Genomic DNA, 25,902 nt, shown 5'->3' on the forward strand with positions numbered 1-25,902 from the left:
GAAGTATATAAACTAATTAATAAAGAAAGAATAATAACTATTATCTAATATATAATAATTAATAAATAATAATTAATAACTATTAATTCATTATATAATATTCCCATCGGGGTCTACTACGATGCCCTTCATCTCAAGATTTCTTCTTAATCTCCAAAAAGAAGTAGTTGAAATACGTTTTTTTGCTTCTTTAAGGAATTTTTCAGCGTTTTTTGGGCTAATAAAGTGTCTTTTAACGAATTCAGTCTCTAAAAGCTTTATTCTGTTTTTTCTTCCACCACTACCTTTGGACTCTATCAGTTTAATTTCACGTTCTATTGCTCTAATCAGATCATCTCTAGAAATACCGTATTTTTTTGATAACTGGGTTTCTATATCCAATATTAAGCCCCCTGCATTTCAAAATTCTGTATTTTGAAATAAAAGAAGTTAATCCATTAATAAATCTTAGCTTTTTAGAAATTTGGATTCTATTGAGAGAAAATATTTTCAGGTATATAAATTTATATATTAATAACACCAACTTGTATCTCTGGTGTGAATTTGAAGCTGCAGATATATGGCTATATCGAAGGAAATGGAATAAGAATAGTAGTAAAACCAGCTACAATATTGTCACCTGAAAAATTCAAAGAATATCTTGGAGATATGAAGAAATTTTCTTTTATATATAATAGAAATATTGAGGCTAATGAGATTAATATAAAAAATCCAAAACAGCTTGTTGCACTATTAAATTATTTTGATAAAAACTATAGGACCATTGGAGAACTAGAAGGAACTAGAGTATATTTGTGGGAAGAAAGGGGGCTATTTATAAGTGAAGCTATTGACATCCTAAAAATGAAATCATTAGAAACAAAGAGTCAAAAATTAATAGTTTATTGTTCAAGGATAGACATCCAATTCATGGAGAAAATGTATGGAGATAAAGTTCCGGAATGGATAAAAAAATATGATAGAGTAGATAGAGACAAAGTTGTAGAAGATATACTCAAAGAGTCAGAGATTAAATTTATCAAAGAAAGCTCTGGAGATAAAAAAATATACTATGTTGATCAAATCCCTAAAAAACTAGAAGATTGGCTTTCTCTTAAAGATAAGTTTATAGAGAAGTATTCAGCTTTGTAATTAATGCAAAAAGGGGCCTATTCTCTGTTATTAGTATTAGAAAATGACCAACTTATTGAAATAGGAAAATTGGGAAGGATATTATTCAAAAAAGGGTATTATGTCTATAATGGGAGTGCACTTGGCGGATTTGGGAGAGTTAGGTATCATTTAAAGCAAAATAAAACTAAAAGGTGGCATATTGATTATTTACTTGAATATGCAAAGATATTAAAAATAATTATAGCTAAAGATGCAAAAAATCATGAGCACGACATCTCAAAATTCTTGGCTAGTGTTATAGGTGCAGAAACTCCAACATTGGGTTTTGGATCTTCAGATTGTAAAGAAAAATGCCCTTCTCACCTTGTCTACTTTATAAATATGCCTGAAATCTGTACTGCTTATGAGAAATTAGGATTAGACCACAAAGTCTTTAATGAAGCTGATTTCAAAAACATATAACGTTTCAAAATCTAATTTTATATTTTTTTTTATATCGTACTTAAAATTGTTATTTATTAGATATTCAGTAGTATTTTCCAAATCATAAAGAGAAGATTGGAGAAGGTACGCAGTTCCTGACTCAGATAAATATTTGTCAAGATCATTCAAAAATGAACGTATGTGCTCTCCGCCATCAATGCCTCCATGATACGATAAATCTATTAATTTTCTTGGTGGAAAATCAACTGGCAGATAAGGGGGATTAAAAACTATAAGATCAAATAAAGAACCAGGTTTAATTGAAGAGAATATATTTGATGAAAATAAATGAAGATTGTTAATTGAATTGGATGCAGCATTTTGTTTAGTTAGTAAAAGTGAATAGGGATTGATATCACACCCAAAAACATTTTCTACTTTTTTACAAAGATGCAGAGAAATAATACCACTTCCCACACCAATCTCAAGAGCATTATGAAAATCGGATATATCAATTGATTCAATTAATAGGTAAGAATCTTCACTAGGGGGGTATACTCTTTCGTCTTCAGCGATTTTAAAGTCTTTAATCTCCATATTACCACATAAGACACCATAAAAATTAAATAAAATTATAAATGTAACTAATAAAAAGGTATTGTAAAAGAGATCTATAGGAACATAGGCTGAGAAAATGGTGAGCTTCAAAGATAATCTGTTTGATAATATTACAAAAGAGTACGCTAATGATTTTAATAATCAGATTAAATGCGTAAAGGATTCAGTATTGACCCTTGAAGAAGCGATAAAACTATTAGAAAAAGATTGTATTTCAGAAATGGAAGATAAATGTAAAATAGTAATGGAATTAGAAAAAGAAGGAAAGAATCACCAGGATAATATAAAAGAAGGTATAGCTAAGGGACTATTTTTAGGGCCAACTGGACTGAAGTATGCCGAAATTTCTTCTTTAATCGGGGAAATAGGTCAAAATGCTAAATCAATTTCCGAAATGCTCACCAATTTAAAGGGAGAAAAAATACCTAAAGATTTAGTCAAAGATTTTGTAAAGTTAATAGAAACGGATGAAAGCATTACTAGGGAGATATACCTAACCCTGAAGAGAATAGGGGATATTAACGATGAGAAAATAAATAGATTTTATAAAAAAATATTAAAGAAAAAGGCTGAAGTTGAATATCTATCTGATTCATTAGTATATAAATATAAAAAACATGATGAAAAAGAAAATTTATCTCAAACATTTAAAGATATAATTGCAATATTAAAAAAAATATCTGAAGATGGAGAAAAGGTGGCCTTAATTATTAATAATTGATATGGTTATTGAAATGAAGATTATAGAAATTAAAAATATTACAAAAAGTTATAATGACAGAATAGCCGTAAACAATGTCTCTTTTACCGCTGAAAATGGAAAAATCTATGGATTTTTAGGGCCAAATGGTGCAGGTAAGACCACTACAATTAGAATGATCATGGGAATAATAGCCCCCGATTCGGGTAACATTAAAATATTTGGTGAAAAACTTTCTGAAGAAAGTAAGAAACGTATAGGGTATATCCCTGAAGAGCGTGGTCTTTACAGAAAATATAAAGTGTATGACTTATTGATGTATTTTGGAAAACTCAAAGGATTAACATCAGAAGAAGCAAGAACAAATACAGAAATGTGGCTTGATAAAGTTGGCCTTAAAGATAGGGCCAATAATAGGATTGAAGAGCTTTCTAAAGGTATGCAGCAAAATATTCAACTTATAGTATCACTAATAAATAACCCAGATCTTATAATATTAGATGAGCCTTTTGTTGGCCTTGATCCTATAAACACAAGAAACATGAAGGAAATAATTTATTCTTTGAAAGAATCCGGTAAAACAATTATTTTTTCAACTCATCAGATGAATGAAGCTGAGAGGCTATGTGACCATATATTTCTAATTAACAAAGGGGAAAAACTAATAGATGGGCCTATAGAAGAAGTAAAAAAGAAATATTCAAAAAATTTTGTTTCGGTTGAATTTCGGAATAAAGTAAGTAACTTAAAAGATTTAGACATTATTCAAAATATATACTATGAAGGAAATAAAGCAGAAATAGAATTAAAGAAAAATATTGATTATAACGATCTTTTAGAAGTATTATTGAAAAAAGGAGAGATAACTAAGTATGAACTCTCTGAATCTTCCCTCGAAAGCATTTTTGTTGAGGTTGTGACAAATGGCATCTAAGACAAAAATAGTTGCAATTTCAGAGTTTATGACAAATGTGAAAAGAAAAGAGTTTATTATACTTACTTTTTTACTTCCTTTAATACTTGTAATGTCAATGGTCATCCCTCTATTCTTCATGCAAACTGTATCTTATGAAAAGGAAGCACTTGGTGTTGTAGACGAATCAGGTATTGTTTTTCCAATTCTAAAAGAAAGGTACAACGATTATATAATAAAAGAAATATCCAACAGTAATGAAGCAAGACAACTTCTTGAAAATAATGATATATCTAGTTATATTGTAATTCCAAATGATTTTTTGAAGATTGGAAAAGCTTCTTATTATTCAAAAGTTCAATTATCTTCATTCTCCTCGGCAAATATAAATCTTGAGAGAATTCTTTCAGAAATTGTTATTGAAAGTCTCCTTGAAGATAAAGGAATATCAAATGAAATAATAAACAAAGTGAAGAATCCAATTGAAATGGAGAGAATAACAGTGACTAAAAAGGGTGATGAAGTCGAAACTCCTTTCTCTTTTGTTGGAAACTATCTTCTCCCGTTGTTTCTTTTTATGTCAATAATGAATGCAGGTGGATATCTCCTAAATGGCATAATTGAAGAAAAGGAGAACAAAGTAGTTGAGGTGCTACTCTCAACAATATCCCCTAACGAACTACTTTCAGGAAAGATTCTAGGTTTAGGTGGTCTGGGCATATTACAGGTTGGTATTTGGATAAGTGGCGTAGTAATAATTACTTCATTCTTGAAAATCCCCTTAGTTTCTCTAGAAAAAGGTATTCTAATCCTGATATTTTTTGTTTTAGGTTATCTGTTCTACTCATCAGTATTTGCAATGATTGGGTCTATTTCAACAAGTACAAGAGACTCCCAGCAGATATCTGCAGTAGTATCTTTTTTAGTTTTTATACCTCTTCTCTTATTTTTTGGAATAGTTCAAAATCCAAATATGGTATTTATAAGAATATTTGGTATGATACCTCCATTCATCCCAACTATAATGATGATGAGGATTTTACTTTCAGAAGTTCCTGTGATTGACATAATAGTTTCTATAATAATACTGTCAGTTTCTCTAATTTTTTCAGCACGAATAGCGTCTAAAATCTTTAAGATAGGGATATTAATGTATGGGAAAAAGCCAAGTGTTAATGAATTAATAAGGTGGATAAGGGGATAATGTCTTGAAAAGGGTAGGAATAGTAGTTTGTCAGATTTTTGAAGATGAGTTATTACAAATTCTTGAAAGCTTTCCAGAAATTGATAAAATACTTATCTACGACAATGATGCTTCTAAAGAATTTCAGAATATAGTCTCAAAAAGATTATCCCCAGATAAATTCAAAATAGTTAGAGAACTATGCTCGGCGAAATTTGTTAAAAGAGAGAATAAAGTTGAAGCACTTTTGTACTTACTCCCACTTGCTTTACATGTAGACCCTCAATTGATAAAAGAAGAAGTGGCTTCAGCAGCCAAAGAATTAGAGAAACATGTAGATTATCTAGTATTGTTTTTTGGCCTATGTGGAAATTCGCTTGGAGATGTTGAAGCTTTAATGAAAGAAAACAGGATAAAGGTTCCAGCAATTATACTAAAAGATGGACAAGGAGAAATAGTGGATGATTGTGTCTGTGCATTGATAGGATCAAGAAACAAATATATTGAAAGTATAAATGAAGAGCCTGGAACATGGTTTATGACATATGGTTGGGCAAAATATTGGAAAGAATTGTCATGTGAAACTGTGGGATCTTTTGATATTAATAAAATGAAGCTTGTGTTTGATAGGACAGGCTATAAAAGGACTGTGGTTGTGGATTTAGAATTTGGAGATAAAGAAATTTATCACAAAAGATGTAATGAATTTTCGGAGATTTTTAACCTGCCAGTATGTTACAAAAAAGGAAATGTAAATTTATTAAAAGAAGCACTTGGAAAAGCGCTAGAAGAGGTGTTAAATGATTGATCTTACAAATATTTTACTAATATTTTTATTTGCAAAGATATTTGGAGATCTGGCAGAAAGGAAAAATCTATCTAGTATTGTAGGTCATGTTATATGCGGTATAGCTCTTGGGCCATTTGTATTGGGAATAATATATCCTGGAAAAGAAATCGAAGTACTAGCAGATATTGGTCTATTGGTAATAATGCTTTACGCAGGATTAACTAGCGATTATAAGGATCTATTAAAAGCCAAATATACAGCAGTAATTATTGGGATATTTGGAGTAATTGCATCTTTTATTTTGTGTTTTTCTATAATGTGGTTTTTAGGTTTTGGATTAATTCCCTCTCTATTTGTTGGAATAATACTAACAAACACTGCTGTTGAGATTATAGGGGGTATGGTGGCAAATGAAAGCAATCAGAAAGTATCACATATTCTTCTTGGGGCATCATTTTTTGATGATATAATTGCTATATATCTAGTTGGATTATTATCAACTATAACTTTAAATCAATCAACATTTAATCTGGTGGATATAGGTAATGTGACTTTGAAAATAGTCATCTTTTTTGTGATCACTATTCTGTTAAGTGAATTTTTAATATCATCAAAAGGGCCAAGAATTGTAAAATATTTAGTGGAAGGTGACCAACACCAATCTATTATGCTTGTATTCATTTTCACTCTAATTTTTGCCCTTTTTGCATCTTTTATAGGGCTTCATGAAGTTGTTGGTTCATTTATTGCTGGATTAATACTTAGTAGGATTAAGGAAAAGGAAGACCCAATGCTATCTTTTAGGATAAGATTTAATGAAGTAACTAGTGAGATGAATACCTTAATGAGGTTTTTCTTTATGCCTCTCTTTTTTGTATATATTGGATTATTATTTAATCGAGAAAATACTCAAATAAATATACCGCTAATAATTTTATTATTTATAGGGGCCATGGGCGGAAAAATAATAGGATGTGGATTAGCAAGTAAAATTTCTAGATTAGACAATAGAGATGCTCTTCTAATTGGCGTAGGTATGTGTGGAAGGGGATCATTGGAACTTGCTATTGTGAGATATGGGTTTTCAAATGGCGTGATATCAAGTGAATTGTATTCATCAATTGTAATTGTAACTCTACTTTCTATAATAATAACTCCAATATTATTTGGAAAATTAATAAGAAAATCAGATGTGTATTTCTATGATGTCTCCGTCCCTTAATACATGTTCTGGACCTACTCTTTGACCATCAAATTTAGCGGATTCTCCCCATACTCTTGCAAATTTAAAATTTTTATAGAGATTTTTATGAACTTTTTTTGCTGCGTCAAGTGCTGTTGAATCAATTTTCATTGGCATTGCCTCATTATCAAGTTCCCCACCGGGAGAGCGAGTATATACTCTTATAATTCCTAAAATAGAAAAGATTTCAGAAGGTAAAATATCTAGATTAACAAGATTAATGGCTGAAACTGGGATAATTTTGAAATTATTAACGTGTTTCTGAAGTCTTTCAAGCCCTTCTTTACTTCCTGGCAAATCTCCTTTAGTTCCAACAATTATGGCTCTTTTATATTCTAACGAACTGTCCAAAACTTCAAATATATCTGTTAATGTGACGGGTTCTTTTATTGTGATTATAGCATTGTGAACTCTTTCTTCTTGAAGAATTTTCTTGACATCTTGAGAGTTACATTCAACTAGGAAATTCTCTCCAATTATCTCTATACCGCCTGTAGGTTGTTTTTGTATTTCTATGTTTGGAACTTTTTTATTGAGTCTAAGTCCTTTTGCTTCAAGTTCGTTTAATATAAGTTCAAGATCTTTTACTGGATCAATTGACAAATCAACTGTTATGATAATAGCATCGACAGCCCTAATTGCACTAATTAATGGCCCCCCCATACCTTTTCCAAGTGAAACGCCTTCAATTAATCCAGGCATATCAACAAGTTGTATCTGAATGCCTTTGTATTGAAGCATTGCAGGTGTTGGTTTAACTGTAGTAAAAGCATAATGTCCAATATCAACATCTTTTCCAGTAAGTTTATTTAAAATTGTAGATTTGCCTGAGTTTGGAAGTCCCGCCAAAGCTACTTGAGCTGCACCTTCTTTTCTGACAAAGAAACTAGTTCCCCCAGAACCACCTTTTTTTAATTCCTTTTCTTTTTCTACTTCTTTTTTTAATTTAGACAAGTTTCTTTTAATCTGAAGCTGCATCTTTTCTGTACCTTTGTGTTTAGGTATAGTACTAAGCATGAGCTCAAGAGCTACTAGTTTTTCTTTGGACGTTTTAGCAGACTTATAGGTATCTTCCGCTTTAAGGTATTCTGGAGTAACATTTGCAGGCATGATATCAAACCAAAATCTTTCTATGGATATAAAAGACTTATTTATAATACTTTAAAAAAATTGAGATTATAAGTTATAATCATAAAGTAGCAAGTAGAATAGGAAAATATAATTATTTTAATTGTTTGATCCCTATTAAGAACTTGTCACCATCTATTTCCCATTCCTTGTCTATATAGTTTCCTTCTTTGGAAAATACTAACGATTTGCTCCTTGTTTCACGTTTAATATAATCTTCGTGTAGTTTTAAATCAGATTCAAAATTAGATTGTACATAAGAATTAATGTATTCCTCAACATTTAGATTGGCTTGTTTCCTCATTTCTTGAATTCTTCTTATCACTTCTCTTGCAATGGCCTCAGATTTCAATTCTTCGGTTATTTCGGTATATAAATAAACTCTACCATTTTCGAATTCGCTTAATTCATATCCTTTTGGTAAGAGATAATTAAATGTAACGTCTTCAGGAGTTATCTGGAACGTATCAAGATTAAATAGACCTTCCTTTTCAAATCCGGATTTAATTAAGCAAGGATTATGTGTCTTTATGAGTTCAACGACTTTTTTTGCGTCCCCTTTAAACTTAGGGCCAAGTGATTTATGATTTGGAAGTATCTCAAGTTCCTGTATAACTTCACCAATTACAATATCTTTAACATTAATCTGCTTCTTCATTATTTCAGATAATGCCAAAACTGCTATTTTAACAGTTTCATCTTGAGTTTCAACTATAACTTTTGACATTGGCCATCTTAATTTAATACCTGCTTTTTGTCTTGCATGTAATGTACCTTCAATTATACTCCTAAGTATAGACATATTTAATTCCAATTCTGAATCAATTAATGAAGGGTCATGTTTGTCCCAATCAGATAGGTGAATTGAGGAGTCATGGACAAAGTTTTTGTAAATAGCTTCAGAAATAAATGGAGAGATTGGAGCTAAAAGTTTTGATAATCTCTTGAATACGTAGAATGAAGTAACGTAAGCACTTATTTTTTCCTTATCGTCACCTTCAAGCCACATTCTTTCTCTTACGAGTCGGATATACCATCTAGAGAGATCTTCTAAGATAAATTCCTTTATTTTTCTAGGGATAAAGTGTAATTCTAGCGTGTCAAAGTTTTCCTCAACTTCTTTGGTAAGGGTATTAATTCTAGAGAGTATCCACTTATCTTCATCTCTAAGATGGTCCTTAACATCCTTCAATGGCGTGTTGACATCAAACTTATCAAGTGACATATAAAGTGTGACAAATTTATAGGCATTCCATAATATGTTAAAAGTTCTGTAAATACTTTCGACATTTTCCCAGTTAAACTTAAGTTTATCCCAAGGGGCAATTTCCCACAATAAATAGAATCTTGTGACATCAGCACCATACTTAGCCATAACATCTTTTGGATCAACTACATTTCCAAGGGATTTTGACATTTTTTGACCATACTGGTCCAAAACAAAGTCATTCATTAAAACTTGATTATATGGAGCCCTATCAAAAACAATAAAGCTCTCAAGCATTAATGTATAAAACCAGCCTCTGGTCTGGTCAAGTCCTTCTGTAATGAAATCTACAGGGAATAGTTGGTCAAATTTATCAGTATTTTGAGGATATCCCAGAGAACTCCATGTTGAAGCCCCAGAATCAAACCAAACATCAGCTATATCTGGAACACGTTTCATCTTTCCAGAACATTTTGGGCAGTTAAGAAATACTTCATCGATATATGGTTTATGAAGATCCTCAGGGACCTTCCCACCTAGGGATTTAATTTCTTCAAGAGAAGAAACAACGGTAAATTCCCCACATGAACATTCCCATATCGGAAGAGGTATTCCCCAGAACCTCTGCCTTGAAATACACCAGTCCCTTGCTCCTTCAATCCAGTTATGGAATCTCTTTTCACCGTCCCAATCAGGTACCCATTTTACTTTTTTATTTTCTTTTAATATCTGATCCTTAATGGCTTCTACTTTTACAAACCACTGATCAGAAGCCCTGTATAGCAAGGGGGATTTACATCTCCAACAATGAGCATATCTGTGAAAGACTGAATCTCTAAATACTAAAAATCCTTTGTCTTCAATATCATCGATAATTTGATCATTAGAATCTTTTATGTAGATATCTTTGTACTTTCCGGCTTCTTCTGTAAAGTTACCAGTTTCATCAACAGGAGAGAATATTGGTAGCTTGAACTCTACACCTGCGCTATAATCTTCGGGCCCATGACCTGGTGCTGTGTGAACACATCCAGTACCATCTTCTAATGTTACATAATTTGTTAGAATAATTGTATGTGCATTTGGCTCCTTGAATTGTTTATGAATTGGAACATCGTCATCTAGAATATGTCTATATTTAAGGCCTAATAGTGCTTCTCCTTTCAAAACTTCAATTATCTCGTAATCTTCAACTTCAAATAGAGTCATTAGTTTATCCAAAAGCTCCTTTGCTACAATCCAGACCTCATTTCCTGCTTTTACCCTTACGTAGTCATACTTTGGATTAACAGCTACAGCTACATTAGCGGGAATGGTCCAAGGAGTTGTGGTCCATATAATAATATACTCGTCTTTTTTTCCAATTAATGGAAATTTGACATAAATTGAGTCGTCTTCGACATCTTTGTATTCATCAGTCGATTCATAACCAGAAAGAGGAGTTTCGCATCTTGGGCACCAAGCAACTGTTGCTTTACCTTTATACAATAGATTTTTTTCCCAAGCTTTCTTAAAGAAAAACCAAGAAGCCTCTATGTAAGAATTAGATAAGGTCATATAGGGATTTTCAAAGTCTCCTATCATCCCAAATCTTCTGTAAAAATCAATCCATATCTTAAGGAAGGACAATCCCCTTTCCTTACATGATTTAATAAATAGTTCAGTTCCAATCTTTTCAATATCACTTTTTGTCTTAGTGCCTAATATCTCTTCGACCTTTACCTCAATAGGAAGACCGTGCATATCAAATCCAGGCTGATGCCAAACGTTATACCCATTCATTGACTTGTACTTTAAGACAGGATCCCTCAAAGCTCTAGTTCTAGCGTGACCAATATGGGGCATTCCATTCATATAAGGGGGCCCATCAAGGAAGAAAAATTTAGGGCCATTAGATCTTAATTGCTTTAATTTGGCATAGATATCTATGTCTTCCCATTCCTCTAGTATTTTTGTTTCTAAAGAAACAGGATTATAGTCTTCAGGCACCTCAGAAACCATGAAGTCAATAATTATAGACGTTTTAAAGGTTTTTGGTGAATCTAATCTTTTCTTTCATGAACAAACTTAGGAACAGCATGTTTTAATGGATCAAAATTATCTATATTTTTTATTTCAACACATTTCATGGAAACTTTAGAATGGAGAGTTGATGGAAGCCTCAATATTCTTTTTACATCAACTGTAACTTTACCATCAACTAGGGATGCATTTATTTGTTCTATGTGACTTAATAAATCATTTTTAGTCTTATCGCCAATGCCTTTAATGTCTAAGAAATCGGCATGACAAGTTTCTAATTTTGAAATAATGATTTCTTTATCTGAAAGAAGGGCATTGGTAATATTTTTGCTAAAAGGGAGATCTTTCTCCTTCATTTTATTAAATGTTAGTATAAACATTTTTCTATAAACAGCAGGATATCCATGAGATAAGAAAAGATCTTTTGACCTTTTAGAGCCTGTAACATATTCGAGAATCTCTGACCTTCTTTCAAGAGGGAGAACTTCTTTATCAACTACTCTTAAGTGATAACCTCTACCTGAGTAAACTAAAAATAATCGTTTAATCCCCAAATCATCTGTCATCGTGTCTTTTATATTTAGAACTATTTCCTTAGCTTCTGACAAACAATTTTCACAAACATTTCCATCTTTACACTCGCAGTTTTTGACGGCCAAGTCTTTTGCATCTATATCGAAAACTAGTTCAGCGCCCTTCCAGTCTTCCCTATTTTTTGGTTTTGAATAGTAAGAAACGCTGGTGCAGACTGCATATGGAAAATTTTTAATTAAAAAATCAGCAAATTCACCAACTGTATCAAAGGCCTTATATCTATCATTATACCCATTTCCATCATGGTCAAATGCAAATTCTCTTTCTGTTATTCGCTCAACTATGAATCCAGGAACGTCTTTTTCTTTCCATTCTTCATGGTAATATATCTTCCTCTCTCTTAGAGAAGCCTCCTTAAAATCCATAACTCACCTTACTTATGCGCCAAGATAGCGGTAACACCGTTAGAATCTATCTTATCAATTCTAACGAATCCGAATCTTTCAAATTGGACTATCTCCCCTTCTTTTAATGAAGAGACCCCTTGTTCCCCATATCCCTCAATTGTGGTAAGAGAATTTGGGTTGATATTTTCCCCTTCATATAGGACACCAGGAACAATTACAGAGACTTTGACATTCTTGTCCGAAACCCACTGTATCTTTTTCACTTTAGAAAGTTCATCTTTAGAGGATTTTTCATCTGTGCACATAGCTTTAATCAAATTAGATTGAACATCTGTAACTAATATATTGTAAAGATCTTTTAATCGAATTATTTGGTTCTTCTTTATATCTTTAAAGTCATTACCTGAAATGTAAAATTTACCTGTAATATCAACATTTCTAAAACCCCTATCGAAATCTGGATGACGTTTTAATTGGATAGTTTGATAAGATGCATCAATTACATCTAAAAACTTAGGTTCGGGTACGAAGTAATATCTATCAGAAGTTGAATCGATTACCTTCCTGTTCAAGGATTCTATAAGTGACCAATCAATTTCAGGCTCAGATTTCGAAAGGCCAATCTCCTCTGCCACCATATGAATAGCTTCAGGAGTTATACCCCTTCTTTTAAGGCCACGTATTGTTACAAGCCGAGGATCATCCCATCCTGAAACAACATGCTCTTCAATTAAAGGTCTGATTAGCCTTTTGGATGTAGGTGCTCCTTTAACTGTAAATCTAGAATATTCGATGATCTTGGGATTTCTTAAATTCAAAAGCCCCCTAATATGATCCTGTAATTCAATTCTAAGAGCAAACTCATTACTTCGAAGAACATGAGTAACACCAAGAACAGAATCTTCAATTGCACAAGCAAAGTCATAAACTGGCCATATCCTGTATTTGTCTCCTTGAATTGGGTGGGGATGATCAACAACTCTTAGCATTGTTGGATCACGCATGACAGTGTTTTTTGAAGCCATGTCTCCTCTTAGTCTAAGAGAATATTTTCCTTCTTCGGCGGATTCCATTTCCTTCCATAGAGAAAGGTTATCTTGAACTGAATTAGAAACACAAGGACAATCCTTTGACTCATATCTTAGCTTGGATACATGTTCTGGATCACAATTACAAACGTAGGCTTTTCCCATATTGATAAGGTCTAAAGCGTATTTATAGTATAGTTCCATGTCATCAGACATGTTTCGCTCCTCATCCCAAGTTATTTTTAGCCATTTTAGATCCTGTTTTATCGCATCATAATACTCAAGTTTTTCTTTCTTTGGATTTGTATCATCAAATCTTAGTATAACTTTACCACCATATTTTTTGGCGTAATAATAATTAAAGTAAAATGACATGCCATGTCCTATGTGGGGATAACCATTTGGTTCTGGAGGGAGCCTAGTAACAACTTTACCCATAACAGCTCCTTCTAGGGGGGGAAGTTCTCTAGGAGCTTCCTTTTCTTTAGGCTTCTCTGAGAAGTATTCTGGATATACTTCCCTTAACTTATTTTCAATGTCTTTATTGGACATTTTAGAAATCTCATTAATATAATTTTCAACGGCCGAGATAACATCTTTTGCCTGTTTCCTCATTTCAGGGAGTTCGGCCATAATTTTTCCAGTAACGGCCTTAGAATTAGGAGTACCACCGTATTGAAAGGCGTTAATAAGAGTATATTTAAGTGCAAGTTTGTGTAAATCTTCACTCATTTGACCACAAAAGAAAATATTATTTCAATATTAAAAGGTTACCAATAGTTTAAGAAAAGAATAAATTAGTTTAGATTATTTTGTAACTTAAGTTTTTTTATGGATGGTAGCAAGTATGCCAATCCAAATATTATAAATCCTATAAAGCCAAACGGAGGGGGCATTAAAAAAGCTACAACAATACCTATTCCAGCTAAGATCATGCCATCTCTGGTACAAAGTGGACATCCGCCTGTTGAACAAGACTGGCCTTTTTTTATAGACGATTGTTTTTCCATATTAGAAAATATAGATCAATATTTATAATAATTTCCGTGAATAATTTATCACATATTAATTTGAGAAATACTAGCTTCAATATATTATTAATATGAATAATTACCTCAATAAAAATTAAAAGCGAAAGATTTATATACTTTAAGTTAGGTTAACATATAGTGTAGGAAATAAAGAGGTGAGCCAAATGACATGGTTTGACATTATGGAAGATATGAGAAAAATGCAGGAAGAAATTGAGAGAGCTTTTCCTGAATTTTGGAGAAGAACGCCATTATTAGTTCCAGGTGAATCAAAAGAAGGTGAAGTAGTAAAATACAGAAGGCCATTAACAGATCTAAAGGAAACAGAAAATGAGTTTATAGTGGAACTTGAAATGCCAGGGATTACCAAAGATGACATTGACATAAAAGTAACAGAAGACTCAATTGAAATAAAAGCGGAAAAGAAATTTGAAAAGAAGGAAGAGGATGAGAAAAAAGGATACTTCTTCCAAGAAAGAAGATACCAAGGATTTTATAGATCAATTCCATTGCCTTCAGGGATTAAACCTGAAGAAACAGAGGCAAAATTTGATAACGGCGTACTTGAAATAATAATGAAGAAAACAGAAGAAAAAGAAAAAGCATTAAAAGTAAATGTTAAATAATTTACTTTTCTTTTTTATATTTTATATAAGCCTATGTTGAATCGGAGGAACATACCCAGATACTTTCTTTATTTTGAAATCATTTTCTAGAAGAGCTTTTATTTGAGTTGGTGGAACCCCAGAAGATATTTCTCTTGTCCTTCCATATCTTCCCTTGCTTACAACTTTAGCGTTAAGTATACCAAGCATGTCTAGTTCAGAGATTAAATCAGATACCCTTCTTTGGGTAAGAATATCAAGCTTTAAGATGTTGCTTAAGTCTTTATATATATTAAATACATCTCCAGTGATAATTTCACCAGGCATATATTTTTCAAGAAGGTAAACAGAATAAAGTATAAGTTTTGATTGAGTTGGAAGAGTTTTTATTACTTCAGATATCCTATCTTGCTCTATTCTATCTTTTGCAACTCTAACATGTGGTTCAGTAACTTTTTTAGCATTCTGCCTTTCCGCAATTTCACCAGCAGTTCTTAGTAAATCAAGGGCCCTTCTAGCATCTCCATGTTCTTGGGCAGCAAAAGCCGCACAAAGAGGAATTACCCCTGGAGTAATTACAGATTCATTAAAAGATATTTTTGACCTGTCTTCCAATATATCCATAAGTTGTGGAGCATCATATGGGGGAAAAATTATTTCTTCTTCGCCAAGAGAGCTTTTGACTCTTGGGTCTAAGAATTCAATGAATTTTAAATCATTTGAAATACCAATAATGCTAACCCTAGCATTTTCTAAATCCCCATTTATTCTAGTTAAGTTATACAGAACATCGTCCCCTCCTTTTTTTAGGAGTTGATCGACTTCATCAAGAATAATAATAACTAATTTCTTCTCACTGTCAAGACTTTGGGAGAAAACATCATAAATTTTATCTGTAGGCCAACCAGTAAGTGGAACAGACTGACCAAAATACTCAGATAATTTCGATAACAATCTATATTGTGTATCAACGACTTCACAATTGATATAAATAAAAGTAATTGGCATATCCATCTTAATATTTGAACATAAGTCTGGTTTTGGAAGGCCTGTATTACAGTCAATTGAAGGAGATGTTTTCAAAAAAGCTTTGCCTCCAACTTTTTTTACAAGACCATTTCCTACATATTTTACCACTACAGTTTTTCCAGTGCCTGTCTTACCATAAACAAATATATTTGAGGGAGTTTCTCCTTTAAGTGCAGAAACTAAAATTGCAGCTAATTTTTCAATTTCATTTTTTCTATGAGGTAAAATTTCAGGAGTATATGAATGTCTTAGAACTTCTTTATTTTTAAAAATGGAATTAGACAACAGAAGTTCATCGAATAGATCATCAAGGGAAGATTGCTTACTCGTTACAAAATCTTCAACGCTTGAAGCAATAGTATATTGTAGTTCCTCTTTATCTGAAACTTCAGAAAAGTTTTTAGCTTTTGAATTTTCGTCGTACTTTAAAGGCATTCGTTCGTCGTTGTTATTCAAATGTATCACTCTAGTATTCTATGTTACAGCTATCCTTTTTATATATTTCTCCCACCCCTTTATTTCCACTGCAAATTTCAACTAATAGAAAAAATTGGATTAAAAGGAAAAATATTAACACTAGAAAAACTAAAAAGAGAATTGTATGACTCTTTTTTCTAAAATATTAGTTTTAATAAAAAAGTGATCATGTTTAATATATCAAGTTTTAATTAGTCAAATGAATGTGAAAAGAAGAAAAACTTATAAAGTTGAAAAAACATAAATAAATGGGATTTTATAAAATTTTAATAAATTAAACAAAAAGAATTATTAAATTTTAGCTTCCACTGGAAATAAAGGGGTATCTCTGTAAAAAATAATTTAAATGAATATTTTATTTTATTATTATGGAAGACAATGATAACTACTTTGATAATTATAGAAAGGCTGGAAATATACTAAAGACAGTCAAAGAAGAATCAAGAAAATTAGTTACTAGTGGATATAAGCTAGTTGATTTAGTGGAATTTATTGAGAAGAAGGTAATTGAAATGGGAGGCTTCCCTGCATTTCCATGCAATATTTCTATTAATAGTGTTGCAGCTCATTATACCCCTAATCTGAATACAGATCTTGTTTTAAAAAGCGGCGATTATGTAAAAGTTGATATAGGGTGTCATATCGAAGGATGTATTGCTGATACAGCATATACAGTAAAAGTAGACGAGAGTGATGATGAACTAATCAAAGCAACTCAAGAGGCCTTAAAAAATGCAATAGCTGCAGTTGAGCCTGGAGTAAAAACTAATTATATCGGTAAGATTATTGAAGAAACAATTAAAGATTTTAATTTCAATCCCATAAAAGAACTATGTGGTCATGGGCTTAAACCTTACATTTTACATTCTGGGATTACTATACCTAATTATAATAGCAATGTTGGATCAAAACTTAAAGAAGGAGATACTTTGGCAATAGAGCCTTTTGCATCTACTAAAGCAGGAAAACTAAAGACTTCAGAAGAAGTGTATATATTCAAGTATCTACAGGATAGGCCTTTAAGAGATCCTAACTCGAAAAAATTACTGAATGTTATTAAACAAAATTATAAAACTTTGCCATTTGCAGAAAGATGGTTAGAAAAAGACTATGCTGGCCTTAAAATTAACTTCTCTTTAAGAAATCTTATTAGAGCGAATACTATTTATCCTTATAATGTCTTATTAGATAGCGAAGGAGGTTTGGTGTCTCAAGCTGAAAATAGCTTGATTGTAAATTCAAGTGGCTCTGAAGTATACACCTAAAAAGTTATGATATGCATGATTTGTGGGAAACAGGTCATTTACCCATATATATGTAGACTTTGTGGAAGAACAGTATGCATATCTTGTATTTCAGAAGGACAAATTTGTAAAGATTGTATAAAAACTGGAAAAAAATATAAATAAATATATTTTTCGTTATATTTATTTAAACATATCCATAATTCCGAAACTTTTTTATATGAATAAATATTAAAAAATACAACTTTAGGAGGGTAATTTTAATGAAACATATAGTTTTTGATGAAAAGAAATGTGCCGGTTGCAACCTATGTGAACTTTTTTGTTCATCCAAGTGGTACGATGCATTTAATCCAAAAAAATCTAGGATAAGAATCAGAACGGAAGATTATGCTGCACCCAATTATAACGTTTGTTTACAGTGTGATGATGCTCCATGCGTTGAAGCTTGTCCAACTGACGCACTAGTAATTGATCAAGACTTAGAAAGAGTTGTTCTTATTGAAGATAAATGCATTGGCTGCAGGTTATGTGTTAAGGCCTGCCCATATGACGGTATTTATTGGCATAAAGATTACAAACTACCAATTAAATGTAATTTATGTGAGGGCGATCCAGAATGTGTCAAAATTTGTCCAAAAAATGCATTATCGGTAGGTGATTAAAATGGTTTATGGTTATGCAGGTAAAATATTACATATAGATCTCACAACAGGAAAAACTGAAGTAGAAACACCAAATGAAGAATTTTATAGAAAATGGCTTGGTGGAAATGGATTTATTATAAAATACCTTTACGACGGAGTAAAAAAGGGTACTGATCCGCTATCTCCTGGGGCTGTTTCTGTATTTGCATCAGGCCCTTTAAGTGGGACTTTGGCACATGGTGCTGGAAGGACACACTTTGGAGCAAAATCTCCTCAGACAGGACTTCTTGCAGACAGCAGTGCGGGTGGAGGATTCGCCGCAATGTTAAAATATGCAGGTTATGACGCTGTTGTTATTAAGGGTAAGGCAGCTTCACCTGTAATGATTGTTATTAACAATGACAAAGTTGAAATTAGAGAGGCTGAAAGATTTTGGGGAGTTAAAACAATAGAAACTCAACATAGACTCAAAAAAGAGTTAACGCCAGAATACAAGATAGCATGTATAGGGCCTGCCGGAGAAAAATTAGTCCCTATGACTTCAATTGTCACTGACACTAGAGTCGCTGGAAGAAGTGGTAATGGAGCTGTTTGGGGATCAAAGAATCTCAAAGCCGTAGCTATATATGGAGACAAAGATGTTAAAGTAGCAGATATGGCAAAAGTAAAGGCACTTTATGGAGAATTTGCCCAAAAAGCAAAAGAAACTTTAGCAGGTCTTTCTAAATATGGAACTACAGCACTTCCAGCAAGTATTAATGCATTTGGCGGCATGGGAACAAGAAATATGCAGTTTGAAACATTTGAACATGTTGATAAGATTGGCGGTGAAACACTTAATACTCAACATTTAATTAGGCATAGGTCATGTTTCAGCTGCTGCATCCACTGTGCAAAAGATTTCAAAGTCAATAAGTGGGATGATGTTTCAGAAGGGCCTGAATATGAAACTCAGTACTCTTTTGGTAGTATGCCAGCTATTGGTGACGTTGACTATGTAATTGCTGCTGATAGACTTTCAGATGAGTATGGAATAGATACAATTTCTGCAGGTGTAACTGCTTCAATGATTATGGAGTTAATGGAAAGAGGTCTTTTAACAGAAAAAGACACTGGCGGGAAAACCTTCAAATTCGAAAATGGTGAAGATCTGTTAGAGTTAGTTAAAATCATTGGGGAAAAGAGAGGCGAATTTGGAGAATTAATTGGAAAAGGAACAAGGGCAATTGCAGAGAAATTAGGTGGAGACGCCTATAAATATGCTTTCAATGTAAAAGGTCTTGAGCCTGCAGGGCACTCTCCAAGAGCACAAAAGACAATGTCTGTTGGATACGCTACCTCTCCAAGAGGAGGAAGCCACCATGATGCAAGACCAATTGAATATGGATTACCTCCAGAGAAGAGAAACACAACAGAAGGTAGGGCACTTAATGCCTTCAACACTCAGAATTGGACATGTTTAGGTGATTCTTTAGTAGTATGCCACTTTGCAGAGAAGATTTATGGAACTTCAGTTGCTCAAGCCCATGCTGATTGGATTAATGCAGTAACAGGATGGAACACCACTTTAGATGAAGTTAGATTGATGGCTGAAAGATTTTATACTATGGAGAGATTATTTACAATAAGAGAGTCTGGCAAAGCAAGATCCGCTGACACACTGCCATGGAGAGCCATGAATGAGCCAATTCCAACTGGAACATCTAAAGGAATGTACACCACACAGGAAGAACTTGACACAATGCTCGATGAATACTATGATCTCAGAGGATGGGACAGAAAAGGAGTTCCAACAAAAGCAACACTAAAGAGACTAGGTCTTGAAGAGTACTCTTAAAAAAATATATTTTCTATTTTAATTAATTTTTAAATATTTTTTATCTACCTTATTTGTTTCATAATACAAGAAGAATACAATATAGATAACTTTATATATAAATTAATAATTATATGTTTAAGTTATTAGTGATATAATGAAGGATAAAACATTTTTCTTACTCTTGATCTTATTTTTCTTAGGATTATATTTCATGCCAATAAATAATCCTATTTTTAAAGAATCATTATATAGTGCCTTTTTCCTTTTACATGATTATGCAAGACTACACGTTCTCACTTGTTTGGTCCCTGCAATGTTTATTGCGGGTGCGATAAGTATTTTTGTTAAAAAAGACGTCGTATTAAAATATCTAGGAAGCGAATCTAGTAAACTCTATTCATATTCAATTGCTTCTGTTTCAGGATCCATTCTTGCCGTATGCTCTTGTACCATTCTACCTTTATTTGCGTCAATTAGGAAAAGGGGCGCAGGATTAGGGCCTGCCATAACTTTCTTATTTTCTGGACCTGCAATAAATATAGCGGCCATATTCCTTACATTTAGCGTATTGGGATTTTCAATTGGTCTTGCAAGAGTTGTTTCTGCTGTTGGGCTTTCAATAATAGTCGGACTATCGATGGCACTAATATTTAAAGAAAAATCTGAAGGTGGGCCTCTTTATTTTGAAGAAAGTTCCGAAGTTTCAGTTTCTTCAAGAGTTCTCATTGCCTTCTTTTTCTCCTTGGTAATGATTTTAGTCGTGAATGGATTAACGATTGGGACAACTTTGAAATATTCAATAATGGTATTACTTGCATTAGTAGTTGCATTTATTACACTTTTCAAATTATCTAGAGAAACTTCTAAATCGTGGCTAAATGAAACTTGGTTCTTTGGGAAAACTTTAATCCCTCTTCTCTTCATGGGAGTCTTTGTTGCCGGATTTATAATGCCATTAATACCCCAGCAATTAATAGAGCAAATTGTAGGTAAAAATAATATTTTCGGAAACTTAATTGCATCTATCTTTGGGGCTTTCATGTATTTCTCTACTTTGACTGAAATCCCAATTTTGCAAGCTCTTATTTCAAAAGGGATGTCTAATGGGCCAGCGTTAGCCTTATTATTGTCAGGGCCAAGTTTAAGTTTACCTAACATGCTCGTGATCAGGCGAGTTTTAGGTTCAAAAAGAACTTTAGTTTATGTATTATTAGTCATACTATATTCCACTGTAGCTGGACTAATATTTGGAAATCTTGTGTATTAAGGAGGTTAAATATGAATATTAAAGTTTTAGGAAGTGGTTGTCCAACATGTAAGAACTTATATGAAAAAATTAAGAAACTATCTGAAGAAGGCAAGATAAACGCCAAAGTTGAATACAGTTCTGATATAAATGATCTAATAAATGAAGGAATCATGGGAAGCCCTGCAATTCTTATTGATGGAAAAGTAGTAAAAATTGGAAATCCTTCAGACCAAGAGCTGAATAAAATATTAGGAATTAATTAAATAAAATGGAGGTTTAACCTTGAGAATGTTAGAAGAATTTTTTCCTGAATTTACAAAAAAATTAGATGAAATGGATGAACTCTATAAAGAAAAAAGAACAATAGATGAAAAAACATACCAATTCATTTGTTTTGCCCTTTCTATTAAGGCCAGATCAAAACCATGTGTATTAAAACACTTCAAAGGTGCTCTTGACGCCGGTGCCACAGTCAAAGAACTTAGTTATATTTTTGCCCTAGTCATGAGAGAAGCCGCAGGCGCTGATGATTGTTGGACTCACGACGTTATAGGAGAATGGAGAGAAATCCTTAAAGGCAATATAAACTGTGAATGCAAAAAATAAATTGGCAAAAGATCAAATGAAAAAGAAAATATTATTTGTATGCACGCACAACTCTGCAAGATCTCAACTTGCCGAAGGACTAGTTAATAATCTATGTTTTCATAAATACCAAGCATTTAGTGCGGGTTCTACTCCCTCTATAGTGAATACTTTTGCCATTGAAGTATTGAGAGAAATGGGAATTGATATCGCAGATCACTATTCAAAAAGTTTAAATGAATTTGAAGATCAATATTTTGATTATGTAGTTACTGTTTGTAACAATGCTAAGGATAATTGTCCATTCTTCCCCGGCTCAAATGAGTATGTACATAAGAGTTTTCAAGACCCATCTTCAGTCGATGGAACTTATCAAGACAAACTTGATGCATTTAGAAAATCTAGAGATGAAATAAAACAATGGATTCTAGAATTCTTCTGTGATTCTAATATCTAACTATTTATTTATTATTTCTAATATTTTTCTTACCCTAGGGTCTTTAATGGAGTAAAGGATTCTTTTGCCATCTCTCCTAGATTGGATAATCCCTAAATCTTGAAGTTTTGCTAGATGCATAGACGTATTAGGTTGAGACCTTTTTATTAATCCAGGAATTTCACAAGCACACCTCTCCCCAGAAACGAGAATACTTAGAATTTTGTATCGGGTGGTTTCTCCCATTGCTTTAAGAAGTGAAATATTTCTTTTTTCATCAATAGGCATGTAACATTATTTATATATTGATATATAAAGTTATTTAAAAACCTGTTTTTAGTATTAAGCAGAATTATATTGAATAGAAGATAGTTTACTAAAATTTGGAGATCACTACCATAATATTTATAAATAAACTATCAATATTTACTTATATGTTTATATATAATCCAATATCTTGGGGGTATATATAACGAAAAGACCTATTTTTTCTATATTATTAATTGCTTCTTTATTTATTTTTTCTGCTTGTGTCAGCGACAATGAAAATCAACAGCAAATACAACAGACGAATACACAAACAAATACAAATCAAGGAAATACAATTGTAATCCCTGAGAAAGTAAATGTTTTGAAAGTTGAAATTTTACATTTCCATCCAAAAGTCCAATGTTATAGTTGTAAGACTTTAGGAACTTATGCAGAGGAAACGGTCAACACATATTACTCAAAAGAATTAAACAATGGAAGAGTCACCTTTAGGCATATTAATTATGAACTTCCAGAAAATGAGCAACTAGTTTTATTATACAAACCACCAGGATCGGCATTGTGCATCGGAGTCTACGATGACCAAGGCCATCTTTATATCGAGGAAAATATTGGTGTTTGGTATAGAATTGAAAATAAGGACAATTTCACAAATTATATGAAACAACTTATTGATATGAGACTTAATGGGGATCTTACAAAAATTTAATTTCTATATTTGGTGGATATATGGGCCAATTTAATGATGACGCAACATTGGATGATAAAATAAAAGATTTGACAAAGTTATACATTTCACATAATATATCCAAAGAAGAATTTGAGTCTAGAAAAAACGAGATTATAAATTCTTATACCTCAAATAAAAAACATCCTGTTAACGATATTCCACTAAAAAGAAATTATTCAAATAGACGCTATATCTTTGTCCCATTATTTGTTTTTTTTATTAGCATTGTTTACATATTTTTAGAAATAGGAAACACTACTTCTTTAATGTCATTGTTAGAATCATTAGGCCAAAGCAATATTCCATTGATTGCCTCATTTTTCATAGGACTAATGACCGCCATAAGTCCGTGCCCACTTGCAACTAATATAACTGCCATTGCATATACTTCTAGAAAAATTGGGAATAGTAAACACACTTTACTTGTTGGAATATTATATACTATTGGGAGGATGATTGTTTATATCGGAATTGCCGCCGTTATTGTTTGGATCGGAATTAGCACATTTTCAATTTCAATTACTCTTCAAAAGTATGGAAAAGTATTGTTGGGCCCACTTTTACTAATACTCGGTATTTTAATGCTTAATATCTTCAATACAAGTTTTGGAAAAAGTAGTGACAAAATCAACAAAATTAGAGAATCTTTATCAGAAAAAGGATTTATTGGTAGTCTATTATTAGGAATGCTATTTGCTTTAGCCTTCTGTCCAATAAGCGGTGTTTTTTATTTTGGCATGCTTATACCATTGGCCCTTCAGAATAGTGATCCTATTGTTATTCCCTCAATATTTGCAATTGCAACGGGATTACCAGTTATAGTATTCTCGCTTCTCCTAGCTTTTAGTGTTTCAAAGATCGGAGATGTAATGAAAAAAGTTCAAACTTTTGAAAAATGGATGAGAAAAGCCGTTGCAATAATATTTATCTCTGTTGGGATATATTATTTATTTCTTATATAAAGAGGTCTAACTCTTCGATTGTTATATTATTAGAAATAATAGGAGTTAAGTGTTTATATTTCTTTAATTTATAATAATTAAACTTTTATTATTAACATTAATAATCTAATAATCTGTACATGGAGGTAAAAATATGAGAAAATTAATTAGTATTTTTGTAGTATTAGTATTTGCTCTTTCGATATTAGTAATGCCAATATCTGCTTCCCAAAACACTTCGCCAACACTTGAAGGAGGGGTTCTTTGGTATACTTTCGAAGGCAGTACTTTCTCCTACAAATTTCAAGTGACTTACAAAGATCTGGATGGCGACCTACCTGCATACATATTTGTATATATCAATGGATCCAGAAGAGTAATGGAAAAACAGGATATAGAAGACAATAATGCAAAAGATGGAATAATTTATGTACTCCCTTTATCTGAAGATGATTTGTTTAAATTAGCTCCTAAAGCAAGAGGTTGGGAAATTGAATATTGGTTTAGAACAAATGATGGGCATGGGCCTGTAAGCACCGAAAAATCAAATTTATTTGCATTAGACTATGATACGATGGGTCTTGTACCTGTTCACTCTGCGGGTGCAAGTAGTTCTGGTGGCTGCAGTAGATGCAGTAGTTAATTTTTATTATTTTTCTATTTCTTTTAATATCTTTTCAAATGAATCTCTTAGCGAATTAATAGTTCCTTCTCTTATGACAACTTCACTATTAAAATGTGATGCAAACTCATTGCATCTGGCCCTAAAATTAGCTTTATCAATAAAATCAAGTTCTATTCCTATTACTTTTTTATATTCGGAACTTCCAAGAGCCACTTTAAATTGATCTTTAACATCCATTTCAGACAATTCGGCCAATCTTTTTGGATCAATATTCTTTGTCTTTTCTTCCAAAAGCCTTGGCCAAAGCTTTGCCCACCCAGGGGTCATAAAAAATATATTTGTGCTCTGTTCCAACTCTTTAAGATAATTTTCACTTGAACCTATAAGGGCGCAAATACAGTCGTCCATTATTTCTCCTTTTTCATTAGTTAGAATATCAAATGGAACCTTTATTTTACTATTAATTAATAGTTCTTTAATCGAACCTAGTGCATTGCCGCACAATCCATATAATAATAAAATGTAATCAACATGCTTCTCAATCTCTTTTGAAGCGGCCACAACCTCCCTTTTGATATCTTCAGCATAAAGATGAAGGGCAAAAGGAAGAATATTAATCACAATTTCTAAGGAATGTTCTCTTTTTAGAAATCTTGTTGAACATAACTCTCTTGCAATTTTTATTTTTTCATAATTATATTCAGATTCAAGCATCTTCTGAAATTCTCTGGAAGACTCACTTGAAACAACTATAATCCTACCAATTTTATCATATTCAGATACTAATTTTAACAATTCTTCTTCGAAAATTTCACAAGCAACGATGCCAACCCTCTTCATAGTATCTGGTCAGAAATTACTAAGTGTATTTAAAAGAATTCTCTTTGATAGAAATATTTATATAT

28 protein-coding genes are annotated in these 25,902 nt (G+C 32.3%); 18 read left to right on the forward strand and 10 right to left on the reverse strand.

From position 1 onward, the window contains the following. Positions 1 to 90: 90 nt before the first annotated feature. Positions 91 to 381, reverse strand: a complete 291-nt coding sequence (locus tag HPY60_08390; protein ID NPV51194.1) for a hypothetical protein — start codon at positions 379 to 381, stop codon at positions 91 to 93. Between the two features lie 162 nt (positions 382 to 543). On the opposite strand from HPY60_08390, the gene HPY60_08395 reads away from it, so the two are divergent. Both HPY60_08395 and HPY60_08400 read left to right on the forward strand, forming a co-directional pair. After that, positions 544 to 1,131, forward strand: coding sequence for a hypothetical protein (locus HPY60_08395; GenBank protein NPV51195.1), 588 nt, complete (start codon positions 544 to 546; stop codon positions 1,129 to 1,131). A 3-nt stretch (positions 1,132 to 1,134) separates the two neighbouring features. Next, positions 1,135 to 1,575 (forward strand): GIY-YIG nuclease family protein, encoded by a 441-nt coding sequence (locus tag HPY60_08400; GenBank protein ID NPV51196.1) that lies wholly within the window; start codon positions 1,135 to 1,137, stop codon positions 1,573 to 1,575. On the opposite strand, the gene HPY60_08405 is transcribed toward HPY60_08400, so the two are convergent. Continuing rightward, positions 1,531 to 2,133, reverse strand: coding sequence for a methyltransferase (locus HPY60_08405; GenBank protein ID NPV51197.1), 603 nt, complete (start codon positions 2,131 to 2,133; stop codon positions 1,531 to 1,533). The genes HPY60_08400 and HPY60_08405 overlap by 45 nt on opposite strands. 100 nt (positions 2,134 to 2,233) lie before the next feature. Here HPY60_08405 and HPY60_08410 point away from each other — a divergent pair, with 100 nt between their 5' ends. The 5 genes from HPY60_08410 to HPY60_08430 are packed head-to-tail and all read left to right on the forward strand — an operon-like array spanning position 2,234 to position 6,962. Further along, complete coding sequence (locus HPY60_08410) at positions 2,234 to 2,875, forward strand: DUF47 family protein (GenBank protein NPV51198.1); 642 nt, start codon at positions 2,234 to 2,236, stop codon at positions 2,873 to 2,875. Between the two features lie 13 nt (positions 2,876 to 2,888). Further along, complete coding sequence (locus tag HPY60_08415) at positions 2,889 to 3,788, forward strand: ATP-binding cassette domain-containing protein (GenBank protein ID NPV51199.1); 900 nt, start codon at positions 2,889 to 2,891, stop codon at positions 3,786 to 3,788. Then, a complete protein-coding gene (locus tag HPY60_08420; GenBank protein NPV51200.1) occupies positions 3,778 to 4,971 on the forward strand; it encodes an ABC transporter permease in 1,194 nt (397 codons plus the stop codon). The genes HPY60_08415 and HPY60_08420 overlap by 11 nt, the downstream gene beginning before the upstream one ends. Positions 4,972 to 4,975: 4 nt before the next feature. After that, a complete protein-coding gene (locus tag HPY60_08425; GenBank protein ID NPV51201.1) occupies positions 4,976 to 5,758 on the forward strand; it encodes a DUF1638 domain-containing protein in 783 nt (260 codons plus the stop codon). Next, positions 5,751 to 6,962: a cation:proton antiporter gene (locus tag HPY60_08430; GenBank protein NPV51202.1), complete on the forward strand. Its 1,212-nt coding sequence runs from the start codon at positions 5,751 to 5,753 to the stop codon at positions 6,960 to 6,962. The genes HPY60_08425 and HPY60_08430 overlap by 8 nt, the downstream gene beginning before the upstream one ends. On the opposite strand, the gene HPY60_08435 is transcribed toward HPY60_08430, so the two are convergent. From HPY60_08435 to HPY60_08455, 5 genes are all read right to left on the reverse strand, one after another. Further along, complete coding sequence (locus HPY60_08435; GenBank protein ID NPV51203.1) at positions 6,927 to 8,093, reverse strand: TGS domain-containing protein; 1,167 nt, start codon at positions 8,091 to 8,093, stop codon at positions 6,927 to 6,929. The two genes, HPY60_08430 and HPY60_08435, sit on opposite strands and share 36 nt — an antisense overlap. Before the next feature lie 112 nt (positions 8,094 to 8,205). Next, positions 8,206 to 11,319 carry an isoleucine--tRNA ligase gene (locus tag HPY60_08440; GenBank protein NPV51204.1) on the reverse strand — a complete coding sequence of 1,038 codons (3,114 nt, stop codon included), beginning with the start codon at positions 11,317 to 11,319 and terminating at the stop codon, positions 8,206 to 8,208. Between the two features lie 41 nt (positions 11,320 to 11,360). Then, complete coding sequence (priS, locus tag HPY60_08445; protein NPV51205.1) at positions 11,361 to 12,299, reverse strand: DNA primase catalytic subunit PriS; 939 nt, start codon at positions 12,297 to 12,299, stop codon at positions 11,361 to 11,363. 8 nt (positions 12,300 to 12,307) lie between these two features. Then, positions 12,308 to 14,041, reverse strand: a complete 1,734-nt coding sequence (locus HPY60_08450) for a glutamate--tRNA ligase (GenBank protein NPV51206.1) — start codon at positions 14,039 to 14,041, stop codon at positions 12,308 to 12,310. Positions 14,042 to 14,106: 65 nt separating this feature from the next. Beyond that, a complete protein-coding gene (locus HPY60_08455; protein NPV51207.1) occupies positions 14,107 to 14,319 on the reverse strand; it encodes a hypothetical protein in 213 nt (70 codons plus the stop codon). A gap of 185 nt (positions 14,320 to 14,504) precedes the next feature. Here HPY60_08455 and HPY60_08460 point away from each other — a divergent pair, with 185 nt between their 5' ends. Further along, positions 14,505 to 14,966 carry an Hsp20/alpha crystallin family protein gene (locus HPY60_08460; protein NPV51208.1) on the forward strand — a complete coding sequence of 154 codons (462 nt, stop codon included), beginning with the start codon at positions 14,505 to 14,507 and terminating at the stop codon, positions 14,964 to 14,966. Positions 14,967 to 14,987: 21 nt separating this feature from the next. Here the strand turns inward: HPY60_08460 and HPY60_08465 are convergent, their stop codons facing one another. Continuing rightward, a complete protein-coding gene (locus tag HPY60_08465) occupies positions 14,988 to 16,409 on the reverse strand; it encodes an AAA family ATPase (protein ID NPV51209.1) in 1,422 nt (473 codons plus the stop codon). Between the two features lie 410 nt (positions 16,410 to 16,819). Between HPY60_08465 and HPY60_08470 the strand changes: the two genes are divergently transcribed. From HPY60_08470 to HPY60_08500, 7 genes are all read left to right on the forward strand, one after another. Next, complete coding sequence (locus HPY60_08470) at positions 16,820 to 17,716, forward strand: type II methionyl aminopeptidase (GenBank protein NPV51210.1); 897 nt, start codon at positions 16,820 to 16,822, stop codon at positions 17,714 to 17,716. Between the two features lie 242 nt (positions 17,717 to 17,958). Further along, on the forward strand, positions 17,959 to 18,360 hold the full coding sequence (locus HPY60_08475) for a 4Fe-4S dicluster domain-containing protein (protein NPV51211.1): 402 nt from the start codon (positions 17,959 to 17,961) through the stop codon (positions 18,358 to 18,360). 1 nt (position 18,361) lies between these two features. After that, the gene (locus HPY60_08480; GenBank protein NPV51212.1) at positions 18,362 to 20,179 is read left to right on the forward strand and encodes an aldehyde ferredoxin oxidoreductase family protein; all 1,818 of its coding nucleotides are present in this window, start codon (positions 18,362 to 18,364) and stop codon (positions 20,177 to 20,179) included. A 136-nt stretch (positions 20,180 to 20,315) separates the two neighbouring features. Then, the gene (locus tag HPY60_08485) at positions 20,316 to 21,428 is read left to right on the forward strand and encodes a permease (GenBank protein ID NPV51213.1); all 1,113 of its coding nucleotides are present in this window, start codon (positions 20,316 to 20,318) and stop codon (positions 21,426 to 21,428) included. An 11-nt stretch (positions 21,429 to 21,439) separates the two neighbouring features. Then, entirely contained in the window at positions 21,440 to 21,673 is a 234-nt protein-coding gene (locus tag HPY60_08490) for a thioredoxin family protein (GenBank protein ID NPV51214.1), read from the forward strand. A 19-nt stretch (positions 21,674 to 21,692) separates the two neighbouring features. Continuing rightward, complete coding sequence (locus tag HPY60_08495; protein NPV51215.1) at positions 21,693 to 22,016, forward strand: carboxymuconolactone decarboxylase family protein; 324 nt, start codon at positions 21,693 to 21,695, stop codon at positions 22,014 to 22,016. A 16-nt stretch (positions 22,017 to 22,032) separates the two neighbouring features. Further along, positions 22,033 to 22,452: an arsenate reductase ArsC gene (locus HPY60_08500; protein NPV51216.1), complete on the forward strand. Its 420-nt coding sequence runs from the start codon at positions 22,033 to 22,035 to the stop codon at positions 22,450 to 22,452. Here the strand turns inward: HPY60_08500 and HPY60_08505 are convergent, their stop codons facing one another. Continuing rightward, positions 22,453 to 22,719, reverse strand: a complete 267-nt coding sequence (locus HPY60_08505; GenBank protein NPV51217.1) for a helix-turn-helix transcriptional regulator — start codon at positions 22,717 to 22,719, stop codon at positions 22,453 to 22,455. A gap of 169 nt (positions 22,720 to 22,888) precedes the next feature. On the opposite strand from HPY60_08505, the gene HPY60_08510 reads away from it, so the two are divergent. From HPY60_08510 to HPY60_08520, 3 genes are all read left to right on the forward strand, one after another. Continuing rightward, on the forward strand, positions 22,889 to 23,410 hold the full coding sequence (locus tag HPY60_08510; protein NPV51218.1) for a hypothetical protein: 522 nt from the start codon (positions 22,889 to 22,891) through the stop codon (positions 23,408 to 23,410). A gap of 287 nt (positions 23,411 to 23,697) precedes the next feature. Continuing rightward, positions 23,698 to 24,393: a sulfite exporter TauE/SafE family protein gene (locus tag HPY60_08515; protein NPV51219.1), complete on the forward strand. Its 696-nt coding sequence runs from the start codon at positions 23,698 to 23,700 to the stop codon at positions 24,391 to 24,393. Between the two features lie 133 nt (positions 24,394 to 24,526). Then, entirely contained in the window at positions 24,527 to 25,015 is a 489-nt protein-coding gene (locus HPY60_08520; protein ID NPV51220.1) for a hypothetical protein, read from the forward strand. Positions 25,016 to 25,021: 6 nt separating this feature from the next. Here the strand turns inward: HPY60_08520 and HPY60_08525 are convergent, their stop codons facing one another. Continuing rightward, positions 25,022 to 25,837: a DUF1638 domain-containing protein gene (locus HPY60_08525; GenBank protein NPV51221.1), complete on the reverse strand. Its 816-nt coding sequence runs from the start codon at positions 25,835 to 25,837 to the stop codon at positions 25,022 to 25,024. Between the last annotated feature and the right edge of the window lie 65 nt (positions 25,838 to 25,902).

The sequence above is a fragment of the Methanofastidiosum sp. genome (assembly GCA_013178285.1).
GTDB lineage: Archaea > Methanobacteriota_B > Thermococci > Methanofastidiosales > Methanofastidiosaceae > Methanofastidiosum.